Genomic DNA, 12,309 nt, shown 5'->3' with positions numbered 1-12,309 from the left:
ACTACCCGAAACCGACTCCAACCCGCAATCTATCGGTAACCTGGCCCCAATCAAGATAGCCACAGAGCCCGCTAATGATTACTCTCAGTAGCGGGCCCTGATGAACATCCACTGGTGCGGTGCCGCCGAACCTCAGGCCGTCTCGGTGATCGGCCGGTCCACCCAACTCATCATGCCGCGCAGCTTGCGGCCGGTCTCCTCGATCGGGTGCGCCGCGCCCTCCGCCCGCCACTTGGCGAAGTTCGGCCGGCCGGCGTCGTCCTCGGCGATCCACTCACGGGCGAACTCACCGGACTGCACCTCGGCGAGGATCTTGCGCATCTCCTCCTTGACCCGCGCGTCGACCACCCGCGGCCCACGGGAGTAGTCGCCGTACTCCGCGGTGTCCGACACGCTGTAGCGCATCCGCGCGACGCCACCCTCGTACATCAGGTCGACGATCAGCTTCAGCTCGTGCAGGCACTCGAAGTAGGCGATCTCCGGCGCGTAGCCGGCCTCGGTGAGTACCTCGAACCCGGTCTGCACCAGCGCCGCCGCGCCACCGCAGAGCACCGCCTGCTCGCCGAACAGGTCGGTCTCGGTCTCCTCCTTGAAGGTCGTCTTGATCACCCCGGCCCGGGTGCCACCGATCGCCTTTGCGTACGCCAGGGCGAGACCGAACGCGCCACCGGTGGCGTCCTGCTCCACCGCGACCAGCGCCGGCACGCCCTTGCCGTCGACGTACTGCCGGCGCACCAGGTGCCCGGGCCCCTTCGGGGCGACCATCGCGACATCCACGTCGGCCGGCGGCGTGATGAAGCCGTACCGGATGTTCAGGCCGTGGCCGAAGAGCAGCGCCTTGCCCGCGGTCAGGTTGGGCGCGATCGCCTCGGTGTAGAGCGAGCGCTGTGCGGTGTCCGGCGCCAGCACCATGATCACGTCGGCGTGGGCCGACGCCTCGGCCGGGGTCAGCACCCGCAGCCCCTGTTCCTCGGCCTTCGCCCGGCTCTTGGAGCCTTCCGGCAGGCCGATCACGACATCGACACCGGAGTCGCGCAGCGACAGCGCGTGGGCGTGGCCCTGGCTGCCGTACCCCAGCACGGCGACCTTCTTGCCCTGAATGAGGCCCAGGTCGGCATCGTCGTCGTAGAACACCTCAGCGGTCATGACTTCCCTCTCGTGTGCCCGGCCACGATGGCCGGCGTTCTCTTCGGGCGGCAACAACCTGCCGCAGGTCATCGAAGCGCGGCAGATGCCACTGCCGCGCCCAGGTCAGGCAGCGCGCAGCGCCGGACCGGTGGTGATCGACCGGGAGCCACGCCCGATCGCGACCAGGCCGGACTGCACCATCTCCTTGATCCCGAACGTTTCGAGATCCCGTAGCAACGCGTCCAGCTTGTCGGCGGTGCCGGTGGCCTCGATGGTGAGGGTGTCCGCTGCGACATCCACCACCCGGGCGCGGAACAGGTTGACCGTCTCCAGCACCTGCGACCGCATCGACCGGTCCGCGCGCACCTTCACCAGCAGCAGCTGACGGGCGACCGACACCGTCGGATCGAGCTCCACGATCTTCAGTACGTTGACCAGCTTGTTCAGCTGCTTCGTCACCTGCTCCAGCGGCGAGGAGTCGGCGTCGACCACGATGGTGATCCGGGAGACCTCCGGGTTCTCGGTCTCCCCGACCGCCAGCGAGTCGATGTTGAATCCGCGCCGGGAGAACAGACCGGACACCCGGGCCAGCACCCCGGGCTTGTTCTCCACCAGCACGGAGAGCGTGTGCTTGGTCATCATTTCCTCGTCATCGTCGGATCGGTTCGGTCGGCGCGGCTCGGTCGGCGCAGGTCACGAGTTCGGTCGTCACAGGTCGTCGTCGTCGAAGGCGGGCCGGACGTCCCGGGCGAACATGATCTCATCGTTACTGGTGCCGGCGGCGACCATCGGCCAGACCATGGCATCCTTGCCGACCACGAAGTCGATCACGACCGGAGCGTCGTTGATCTCCATCGCGGCGGCGATCGTGGCGTCGACGTCGGCGGCGTTCTCGCAGCGCAGCCCGATGCAGCCGAGCGCCTCGGCCAGCTTGACGAAGTCCGGGATGCGGTGCTTGTGGGTGCCCAGGTCGGTGTTCGAGTAACGCCCGCCGTAGAACAGCGTCTGCCACTGCCGGACCATGCCCAGGTTGCCGTTGTTGATCAGCGCGACCTTGATCGGGATGCCTTCCAGCGCGCAGGTGGCCAGCTCCTGGTTGGTCATCTGGAAACAGCCGTCACCGTCGACCGCCCAGACCGTCGCATCCGGTCGGCCGGCCTTCGCGCCCATCGCCGCCGGGACCGCGTACCCCATCGTGCCCAGCCCACCAGAGTTGAGCCAGGTGTTCGGCTTCTCGTACGAGATGAACTGCGAGGCCCACATCTGGTGCTGCCCGACCCCGGCCACGTAGATCGCGTCCGGGCCGGCCAGCTTGCCCAGCCGCTGGATCACGTACTGCGGCGACAGCGTGCCGTCGTCGGGCTCGTCGTAGCCCAGCGGGTACCGCTCACGCAGATCGTCGAGCTGGGTCCACCAGTCGGTGCGATCGCCGGCGGCGGTGCCAGCGCTGGTCCGGGTCGAAACCGGCCGGGCGGTGCCGGCAGCGCCGCGCTGAGCAATCTGGTACGCCTCGATCAGCTCGTCGATGACGCGCCGGGCGTCACCGACGATCGGCACGTCGGCAGGGCGGTTCTTGCCGATCTCCGCCGGGTCGATGTCGGCGTGCACCACCGCCGCGTCCGGAGCGAACGAGTCCAGCTGGCCGGTGACCCGGTCGTCGAACCTGGCCCCGAGTGCCACCAGCAGATCGGCCTTCTGCAGCGCGTACACCGCCGCGACGGTGCCGTGCATGCCGGGCATACCCAGGTGCTGCGGGTGCGAGTCGGGGAACGCGCCCCGGGCCATCAGCGTGGTGACCACTGGAATCCCGGTCAGCTCGGCCAACCGCAGCAGCCCGTCGGTGGCCTTGGCCTTGAGCACGCCACCGCCGACGTAGAGCACCGGCCGCCGGGCGCCGGCCATCAGCCGGGCCGCCTCCCGGATCTGCTTGCCGTGCGGGTGCGTCGTCGGCCGGTAGCCGGGCAGGTCCAGCGTCGGCGGCCAGGCGAAGGTTGTCTGCGCCTGCAGGACGTCCTTGGGGATGTCGACCAGCACCGGCCCTGGTCGGCCGGTCGACGCCAGGTGGAACGCCTCGGCCAGCACCCGGGGAATCTCCTCGCCGGACTGCACCAGGTAGTTGTGCTTGGTGATCGGCAGGGTGATGCCCTGGATGTCCGCCTCCTGGAAGGCGTCCGTACCGATCATCGGCCGGGAGACCTGACCGGTGATCGCGACGATCGGCACCGAGTCCATGTACGCGTCGGCGATCGGCGTGACCAGGTTGGTGGCACCGGGGCCCGAGGTCGCCATGCAGACCCCGACCCGGCCGGTGGCCTGCGCGTAGCCGGTCGCCGCGTGTCCGGCACCCTGCTCGTGGCGGACCAGGATGTGCCGCACCGTCGAGTCGAACAGCGGGTCGTACGCCGGCAGGATGGCGCCGCCAGGGATACCGAAGACCACGTCGACACCGAGTGCCTCGAGCGACTGGACCAGGCAGGCCGCACCGGAGACCTGCACCGGCGCGGCCGGCGGCGGTGTTACGGCGTTGGCGAGGGTGGCCGGTGTCGGCGCGGCCGCCGCGACCGGGTGAACGCGGTGGGCGAGGTTCTCGGGCGTGGGTCTCGTCATGACGGTTCAGGCCTTCTAGCTCAGTGGTCTCGCGACAAGGGTCTCGGCGGCATATCCGGCAGATGGGACCGATCGGCCGGAACCGGCAGGTAGCTGGCAATAAAAACGGCCCTCGTGCAGATGCACGGGGCCAGCACACTCTCGGCGGGAGAGTGCGCTCAGGTAAGTACTCGAGACGACAGAGTCAGCGACATAGGGCTAAGCCTGACGCATCTCATGCGATGAGTCAACTGATCTCACATCCTGGGCGTACGAGTGTCGGGGCAGCGCCGGTGAGCTGCCGTCCCCCTGGTAGCGGGGGCCGGCGACACCACCATGCGGACCGCCCGAGGAAGTCGCCGCCTGCAGCATCGCCGCCAGATGCTCGGCCGGCACCCCCCAGCCGAACAGCGCGCCCTGGCCGAACCGGCAACCGGCCTCCACCACCACCGCCAACTCGGACCGGTTGGTCACCCCCTCGGCGATCACCTCCAGACCCAACTGGTGCCCGAGCCGCATCACCACGTCCACCATCGGCGCGAACGCCCGCCGTCCGGGCAGCGGCGGTGCCGTCGGCCCCTGCTCGGCCACCAGGCTGTGATCGATCTTGAGAATGTCGATCGGCAGATTCCGCAGCTGCCCGAGCGACGAATACCCGGCACCGAAGTCGTCCATGGCGATGCGCACCCCGGTGGCCCGCAACGCCTTGAGCCGGCGGATCAGCTCCGCGAGGTCCCGGGCGACAGCATGCTCGGTCACCTCCAACACCAGCCGCTGCGGCGGTACGCGGTGACGCCGCAACGCCTCGTCGACCTGCCGCACGTACCCGGGGTCGTGCAGCTCGTGCGGTGACACGTTGACCGACACCCACACGTCATGTCCCTGCGCCAACCAGCTGGCCAACTGCTCGCACGCCTGGTCCAGCACCCAGGCACCCAGCCGATTGATCATCCCGCACTCCTCGGCGAGCGGGATGAACTCGTCCGGCGGCACCTTGCCCAGCTCGGGATGCTGCCAGCGGATCAGCGCCTCGGCGCCGACCGGGCGTACCGACGGCACCGCCACCACCGGTTGAAAGACCAGCCGCAGCTCACCGCGGTCGACCACGCCGCGCATCTCGTGCTCCAGCTGGACCCGCCGCCGCTGCGCCTGGTCGTAGGAGACGTCGTAGCGCTCCACCCGGTTCTTGCCGCGCTGCTTGGCCGACCGCAACGCCAGGTCCGCGTTGCGCAGCAGCGTCGGGACGTCCGGGGCGGTGGACCGGGACGCCATGCCGATACTCGCCGAGACGTAGATCGGGCCCAGCTCATGCGGGTACGGAGCGTTCAGCACCTGCAGCAGCCGATCGCCGAACCGGCGCGCCTCCTGCGCGTCCGCCGCCGGCAGCAGGACGGCGAACTCGTCACCACCGAGCCGCGCGGCCAGCCCCGCGCCGTCGAGCACCCCGGCGAGCCGCCGCCCCACCTCGATCAACACGGCGTCGCCGACATCGTGGCCACGCATGTCGTTGACCGTCTTGAACCCGTCCAGGTCCAGGGCGATCAACCCGCCCGGGCGTTCGTTCGCGACCCACTCGTAGAGCTCCTGCAGCAACGCCCGCCGGTTGGCCAGTCCGGTCAGCGGGTCGGTGTGCGCGAGATTGCGGAAGTGCGCCTCGCTCGCGGCCAGCCGCTCGGCGTAGCCGCGCACATCGAGCAGGGCCAGGTACTGCCGCCCCACCAGGACGAACCCCTCCACGCCGCCGACCACGACAGCCAGCGTGCCGAACGCACCACCGCGCGACGCGTGGTAGATCCCGGCCCCGGCGATCACGACGATCGGCAGGAACACGTAACCGCTGCCCCGGCCGCCCGGCCCCGCGTTCGCGCCGTCGACCCGGCCGGCCCGACGGCTGCCGTGCCAGGTAAGCAGCAGACCCACCGGCAACGCGGCGGCGTTGGCCAGGACGAGCCCCGACCAGGCCTGGCAGAGCCCGGTGGCGGCGCCGATCCCGGTGGCGGCGATCACCACCGCGCCCGCTCCACTGGCCGCCAGCCCGGCGCGACGCCAGCCGCCCTGCAACGCGGTCACCACCGCCACCCCCGCCACCACGGCGACCGTCGCCCCGCCCAGCACGACCGCCGGGCAGACCGTCGGGGTGGCCGCACCGAGCAGCCGGGTCGGCGGTGCCAGCAGCACCCAGCCGGTGAGCCACAGCGCCGCGCCGACAGCAAGGCTGTCGAGCAGGTGACGAAGCTCCGGGATCGTCCGCCCGGCGGCGGCACCGGGCAACCGCAGCAGGCCCCAGATCAGCGCCAGGCCACCGGCGGTGCCACCGCTGGCGACCACGGTGGCGAGCAGCAACCGCTGCGGCTGGTCCGGATCTCCGGTGTCGGCCAGCGTCGACACCCCGACCAGCGCCACGAGTACGGCGACAGTGGTCAGGCCGGCCCCGACCGCTATCGGCCGGTACGCCCGCATGCCCGGGGGGAGGTGCACGGCACAACTGTGCCGGATCGGCGGCGCGCCATGGTGCCGGGGTGGGGCATCCGGCCAGCAAAGATCCCGACACGTGATACGCGGCACCGCTCACGGCAGCGGCCCGGCCACCGTGGTGTAAGACTTGGCGGATGCCTGAGCTGCGGTCGAAGACCTCCACGCACGGTCGGACGATGGCCGGCGCCCGGGCCCTGTGGCGGGCCACCGGGATGACCGACGACGATTTCGGCAAGCCGATCGTTGCCGTCGCGAACAGTTTCACCCAGTTCGTGCCCGGCCACGTACATCTCAAGGACATGGGCGGACTGGTCGCCGACTCGATCGCCGAAGCCGGCGGGGTCGGCCGCGAGTTCAACACGATCGCCGTCGACGACGGCATCGCCATGGGCCACGCCGGCATGCTCTACTCGCTGCCGAGCCGGGAACTGATCGCCGACGCCGTCGAGTACATGGTCAACGCGCACTGCGCCGACGCGCTGGTCTGCATCTCGAACTGCGACAAGATCACCCCGGGGATGCTGCTCGCCGCGCTGCGGCTGAACATCCCGACCGTGTTCGTCTCCGGCGGTCCGATGGAGGCCGGCAAGACCGTTGCCGTCGACGGCGTGGTGCACGCCAAGCTCGACCTGATCGACGCCATGATCGCCGCGTCGAACGAAGCCGTCACCGACGCCCAGCTCGACACGATCGAGCGGTCCGCCTGCCCGACCTGCGGCTCCTGCTCCGGCATGTTCACCGCCAACTCGATGAACTGCCTCACCGAGGCGATCGGGTTGGCGCTGCCGGGCAACGGCTCGGTGCTGGCCACCCACGCCGCCCGCCGGTCGCTGTTCGTCGAGGCCGGCCGGACCGTCGTCGAGATCGCCAAGCGGTGGTACGAGGACGACGACGCCTCGGTGCTGCCCCGGTCACTGGCGGGCCGGGCCGCTTTCGAGAACGCGGTCGCCCTGGACGTGGCGATGGGCGGCTCCACCAACACCGTGCTGCACCTGCTGGCCGCCGCCCGCGAGGCCGAGCTCGACTTCACCGTCGCCGACATCGACGACATCTCCCGCCGGGTGCCCTGCCTGGCGAAGGTCGCACCCAACACCCCGAAGTACCACATGGAGGACGTGCACCGGGCCGGCGGCATCCCGGCGCTGCTCGGGGAGCTCGACCGGGCCGGCGCGCTGCGCCGTGACGTGCGGGCGGTGCACTCACCGTCGCTGGCCAAGTGGCTGGCCGACTGGGACATCCGGGGTGGTGCACCGACCCCGGAGGCGGTCGAGCTGTTCCACGCCGCGCCCGGCGGGGTGCGTACCACCGAGCCGTTCTCCACCACCGCCCGCTGGTCCAGCCTGGACACCGACGCGGCGCAGGGCTGCATCCGCGACATCGCCCACGCGTACTCCGCCGACGGCGGCCTGGCGATCCTGCACGGCAACCTGGCCCCGCAGGGCGCGGTGGTCAAGACCGCCGGCGTGCCCGACGACTGCCTGACCTTCCGTGGCCCGGCCAAGGTGTACGAGTCGCAGGACGACACCGTCTCGGCGATCCTCGCCGGCGAGGTGGTCGCCGGCGATGTGGTGGTGGTCCGCTACGAGGGCCCCAAGGGCGGGCCGGGCATGCAGGAGATGCTCTACCCGACCTCGTTCCTCAAGGGCCGGGGCCTGGGCCGCGCCTGCGCGTTGATCACCGACGGCCGGTTCTCCGGCGGCACCTCCGGACTGTCCATCGGACATGCCTCCCCCGAGGCCGCCTCCGGTGGCCTGATCGCCCTGGTGGAGACCGGCGACGAGATCGTCATCGACATCCCGGCCCGCAAGCTGGAGCTCGACGTTCCCGACGAGGTGCTGCAGGCCCGCCGGATCGCCCAGGAGAAGCGGGACCGCCCGTACACCCCGGTCGACCGGGACCGGCCGGTGTCGGCGGCGCTGCGGGCGTACGCGTCGATGGCCACCTCGGCCAGCGACGGCGCCTACCGCCTCGTCCCGGACTGACCGACCGTCTAGCGACCGTCTGAGCAGCTCAGGCACCATTGTCGAACACTTGTGCGATGATGACCGGGTGGTGGGCGAGGCCAGCATCCTGCACGCCGACCTGGACGCGTTCTACGCCTCGGTCGAGCAGCGCGACGACCCACGGCTGCGCGGGCGGCCGCTGATCGTCGGCGCCGGCGTGGTGCTGGCGGCCAGCTACGAGGCCAAGGCGTTCGGCGTACGGACCGCGATGCCGACCGGGGCGGCCCGCCGGATCTGCCCGCAGGCGGTGGTCGTGCCACCGAGGATGGCGGCGTACACGGCGGCCAGCCGGGCGGTGTTCGAGGTCTTCCGGCAGACCACTCCCCTGGTCGAGCCGCTCTCCGTCGACGAGGCGTTCCTCGACGTCGGTGGGTTGCGTCGGCTCGTCGGGGCACCCGCCGACATCGCCGCCCGGCTGCGGGTCGCCGTCGGCGAGCAGGTCGGGCTGCCGATCACCGTCGGGGTGGCCCGGACCAAGTTCCTCGCCAAGGTCGCCAGCGGCGTCGCCAAACCGGACGGGCTGCTGGTCGTGCCGCCCGACGAGGAGTTGGCGTTCCTGCATCCGCTGCCCGTCGAGCGGCTCTGGGGCGTCGGCCCGGTCAGCGCCGGCAAACTGCGCGAACGCGGCATCACCACGGTCGGCCGGGTGGCCCGCCTCGGCGAGGCGGCGCTGGTCTCCATCCTCGGCGCGGCCGCCGGCCGGCATCTGCACGCGCTGGCCCACAACCAGGACCCGCGCCCGGTCCAGGTCGGGCGCCAGCGCGGCTCGATCGGCTCGCAGCAGGCGCTCGGCCGGGCCAGCCGGGACCGGGCCGACGTGGACGCGATCCTCGCCGGGCTGGTCGACCGGGTCGGCCGACGGATGCGGGCCGCCGGGCACACCGGCCGTACGGTGACCCTGCGGCTGCGCTTCGGCGACTTCAGCCGGGCCACCCGCGCGCACACCCTGCCCCGGGCCACCGCCCAGACGTCGATCATTCTGGGCACCGCCCGTGACCTGCTGGCCGCCGCCGCTCCGATGATCGGCGAGCGCGGCCTCACCCTGGTCGGTGTCTCGGTCGGCAACCTCGACGACGGGCAGGCCACCCAGCTGACCCTGCCGCTGGATCCGGCTGACGCACGACCGGACACGGCAGCGCCGCGACCGGACGGACGGCCCGCCGGTCAGCCGGTAGGACGGCAGGAGAGCCTGGACGCCGCGCTCGACGCGGTCCGGGACCGGTTCGGGTCGAGGGCGGTCGACCGGGCGGTGCTGCTCGGCCGCGACCTCGGCCCCGCCGCCCCACTGCGGCCGGACTGACAGCGGCCGGCACCGGCGGCCGGACTGACAGCGGCCGGCCCCGGCGGCCGGGCGAACGCGTTGGTCAGCGTGTCGCGGCCTCCTGCGGCCACAGCTCGACCGCGCCGGCCGCCGCCGCACGGATCAGCGTGCCGGAGATCTCCACCCGGCCGTAGGTGATGTCCTGGGCCGGCCAGCCGCACTCGACGACGACCGGGCCCTCCGGCGGAAGCGACCAGACCCAGAACCGCGCGTCGTGGCGGCGACCGTCGGTGCTGGCCGCGACCGGCACCAGCACCGGCCCGGCCGGGGCTCCGTCCCCGGGATGCTCGGGCAACGGGCCGGGTCGGGCGCTCGACAACGTCGTACCGTCGGCGAACCGCACCGTGAGCTCCGGCCCGCCGCCCGACTCGGCGGCGCTGCGAGGGCGCGGCACCGCCGCGCCGTCGGTGAACGCTCCGCCTCCGGCTGGCTGCGGCTCACGCAGGATGGCGCTGACATCGAATTCGAACCCCGTCGGGTACGCCAGTACGCTGGCCAGCACCACGGCCGCCCGGTCGCTGCGGGCCAGCAGCAGTTGGCCGGCGACCACCTGACCGAGCACCGCCGGCGGACGGGCATGCCAGGCGGCGTGATCTGCACCGAGGTGTGGGGCGTCGACATCGTCCATCGGGTAACCATGCCACGGATCGGCTCGGATCGACGGCACCGCCGCTGGCCGAAACGGCCGGGATCGCCAAGGATCAGCGGTATGACACCCGCCGCCGCACACCAGGAAACACCCGCAGGTCTGCTACCGGAGACCGCGCGGGCGTTGCTGCACCGGCTCGCCACCGGCCAGGCCGACGGCCGCGCGCCGTCCATGATCGCGGCGGTGGTCCGCGCGCACGGGCCGGTCTGGACCGCCGGTCGAGGCGAGGTCGACGGCACCGCGCCGCAGGCGTCGACCGGCTACCGGATCGGCTCGATCAGCAAGACCTTCACCGCGGTCCAGGTGCTGCGGCTGGCCGAGGAACGTCTGCTGAAGCTGACCGACCCGATCGACCGGCACCTGCCCGGCTGCGGAGTCGAGGCGAGCGTCGCGCAGTTGCTGGCGCACAATGCCGGGCTGCCGGCCGAACCACGCGGCCCATGGTGGGAACGCACCCCCGGCGCGCTGCGACCGGAGCTGTCCGACGTGCTCGGTGCCGATGCGGACCGGTGGCCGGCCGGACACGGGCACCGGTACTCCAACCCCGGGTACGCGCTGCTCGGCAAGTTGATCGAGCGACTGCGCGGCCGACCGTGGGGGCAGACACTGCGGGCCGACGTGCTCGACCCGCTCTCGATGACGCAGAGCGGCGTCGCCCCGGGTGGTCGACCTGCCGCCGGCTGGGCGGTTCATCCCTGGGCGGACGTGCTACTGCCCGAGCCGACCGAGGAGTACGGCCACCTCGCCCCGGCCGGGCAGTTGTGGTCCACCGTCGCCGACCTCAGTCGCTTCGCGGTGTTCCTCCTCGACGGCGACCCGCAGGTGCTGTCCACCGAGTCGCTGGCGATGATGCGTACCGCCGCTTCGCCGCCGGAGAGCGCGGACCCGGACCACGGGTACGGCCTGGGCATGCAGTTGCTGCGCCACCATGGCCTGAGCCTGTCCGGGCACACCGGTTCGGTGCCGGGGTTTCTCGCCGCCCTGTGGACCTGCCCCGACCAGGACGTGGCTGCGGTCGTACTGGCCAACGTCACCGCCGGCCCGCAGATCGGCGACATCGCCGCCGACCTGGTCAAGATCGTCGCCGACCGGGAGCCGACGATCCCGCCGCCGTGGCGACCGGCCGCCGGCCTCGACCCGACACTGCTCGACCTGACCGGGCCGTGGTACTGGGGCGCGCGGCCGGTGGCGATCCGGCTGCTCGGCGACGGCAGGCTCCAGCTCACCCCGATCGGCAGGGCGGGACGGGGCACCCGGTTCCGCGCCACCACCACCGCCGACACCTGGACCGGCTTCGACGGCTTCTACGCCGGGGAGACGCTGCGGGTGATCCGGGACCCGGCCGGTGCGGTCGACCATCTCGATCTCGGCACACTGGTGTTGACCCGAGGGCCGTACGATCCGGCGGCGGCGGTGCCGGGCGGCGTGGACCCGACCGGGTGGCGAGCCGGCTCCGAACGGCCGGTGACCGACACCGACGAGCAGGTCAGCGGATCCGCTGGCTGAGAATCTGCCCCGGCCACGGGCCGCCGGGCTGGTCGATGGTGAACGGCTCGGCGGCGGTGAACCCGGCCCGCTCGTAGTAGCGGACCAGCGCCCGGTCACCACCGGCGTAGCAGTCGACCCGTAGCAGGGTCGCGCCGCGTTCCACGGCGATCCGCCGAGCCTCGTCCAGCAGGGCACCGCCGACCCCGCGACCGGCCCACCGTCGGTCGGTGACCAGCAGATTCACGTACAACTCGGGCTCGTTCACCGGCGGCACGTAGGACCGGGCCGTGCCGACGGCCAGCGCCCCGACGACCTGCTCGCCAACTCGCGGCCCGTCACCACCGGCAGCGGCCGGCACGCACGCCAGCACCAGGCCACTCTCCCGCGCCCACCCGGTGACCATCGCGATCCGGCGCGGGCTGGTCGACTGCCGCTCGGTGCCCCACTGGTCGGTCCGCCCCCGCTCGGCCAGCCAGCGCACGGCACCGTCGAGCAGGTCGAGGACCGCCGGAACATCGGCCTGGGTACCGGCCCGGTGATAGACCGATGCCCGATCCTGGTCGCCGTTTCCGCCGTCGGGGTTGCGCTGCATGCCGGACATCCTGCCGGTTGCACCGACGTGCCGTCGACTGGTCAGGACTTCGGTCACAGCGACTTGC

General features: G+C 71.9%; 9 protein-coding genes. 3 read left to right on the top strand and 6 right to left on the bottom strand.

Annotated features, from left to right (window positions below; all coding sequences use genetic code 11):
* Window positions 1-132: 132 nt before the first annotated feature.
* The 4 genes from ilvC to ACFHVL_RS18445 all read right to left on the bottom strand — a co-directional run bounded on the left by ilvC (window position 133) and on the right by ACFHVL_RS18445 (window position 6,174).
* Window positions 133-1,146: a ketol-acid reductoisomerase gene (gene ilvC / locus ACFHVL_RS18460; RefSeq protein ID WP_416629355.1), complete on the bottom strand. Its 1,014-nt coding sequence runs from the start codon at window positions 1,144-1,146 to the stop codon at window positions 133-135.
* 105 nt (window positions 1,147-1,251) lie between these two features.
* Window positions 1,252-1,767: an acetolactate synthase small subunit gene (gene ilvN, locus ACFHVL_RS18455; protein WP_416629354.1), complete on the bottom strand. Its 516-nt coding sequence runs from the start codon at window positions 1,765-1,767 to the stop codon at window positions 1,252-1,254.
* A gap of 69 nt (window positions 1,768-1,836) precedes the next feature.
* Complete coding sequence (locus tag ACFHVL_RS18450) at window positions 1,837-3,735, bottom strand: acetolactate synthase large subunit (protein ID WP_416629353.1); 1,899 nt, start codon at window positions 3,733-3,735, stop codon at window positions 1,837-1,839.
* A 198-nt stretch (window positions 3,736-3,933) separates the two neighbouring features.
* Window positions 3,934-6,174 (bottom strand): putative bifunctional diguanylate cyclase/phosphodiesterase, encoded by a 2,241-nt coding sequence (locus ACFHVL_RS18445; protein WP_416629399.1) that lies wholly within the window; start codon window positions 6,172-6,174, stop codon window positions 3,934-3,936.
* A 149-nt stretch (window positions 6,175-6,323) separates the two neighbouring features.
* Here ACFHVL_RS18445 and ilvD point away from each other — a divergent pair, with 149 nt between their 5' ends.
* Together ilvD and dinB are read left to right on the top strand one after the other, a co-directional pair.
* Entirely contained in the window at window positions 6,324-8,171 is a 1,848-nt protein-coding gene (gene ilvD / locus ACFHVL_RS18440; protein ID WP_416629352.1) for a dihydroxy-acid dehydratase, read from the top strand.
* Between the two features lie 67 nt (window positions 8,172-8,238).
* On the top strand, window positions 8,239-9,492 hold the full coding sequence (dinB, locus tag ACFHVL_RS18435) for a DNA polymerase IV (RefSeq protein ID WP_416629398.1): 1,254 nt from the start codon (window positions 8,239-8,241) through the stop codon (window positions 9,490-9,492).
* Between the two features lie 64 nt (window positions 9,493-9,556).
* On the opposite strand, the gene ACFHVL_RS18430 is transcribed toward dinB, so the two are convergent.
* On the bottom strand, window positions 9,557-10,141 hold the full coding sequence (locus tag ACFHVL_RS18430) for a hypothetical protein (protein WP_416629350.1): 585 nt from the start codon (window positions 10,139-10,141) through the stop codon (window positions 9,557-9,559).
* Between the two features lie 81 nt (window positions 10,142-10,222).
* Between ACFHVL_RS18430 and ACFHVL_RS18425 the strand changes: the two genes are divergently transcribed.
* Window positions 10,223-11,668, top strand: a complete 1,446-nt coding sequence (locus tag ACFHVL_RS18425) for a serine hydrolase domain-containing protein (RefSeq protein ID WP_416629348.1) — start codon at window positions 10,223-10,225, stop codon at window positions 11,666-11,668.
* On the opposite strand, the gene ACFHVL_RS18420 is transcribed toward ACFHVL_RS18425, so the two are convergent.
* Entirely contained in the window at window positions 11,649-12,242 is a 594-nt protein-coding gene (locus ACFHVL_RS18420; RefSeq protein ID WP_416629346.1) for a GNAT family N-acetyltransferase, read from the bottom strand. The genes ACFHVL_RS18425 and ACFHVL_RS18420 overlap by 20 nt on opposite strands.
* Window positions 12,243-12,309 lie beyond the last annotated feature (67 nt).

Source organism: Micromonospora sp. LOL_023, assembly GCF_048060115.1.
Taxonomy (GTDB): domain Bacteria; phylum Actinomycetota; class Actinomycetes; order Mycobacteriales; family Micromonosporaceae; genus Micromonospora_E.
This window is presented reverse-complemented; position numbering and strand designations above follow the sequence as displayed.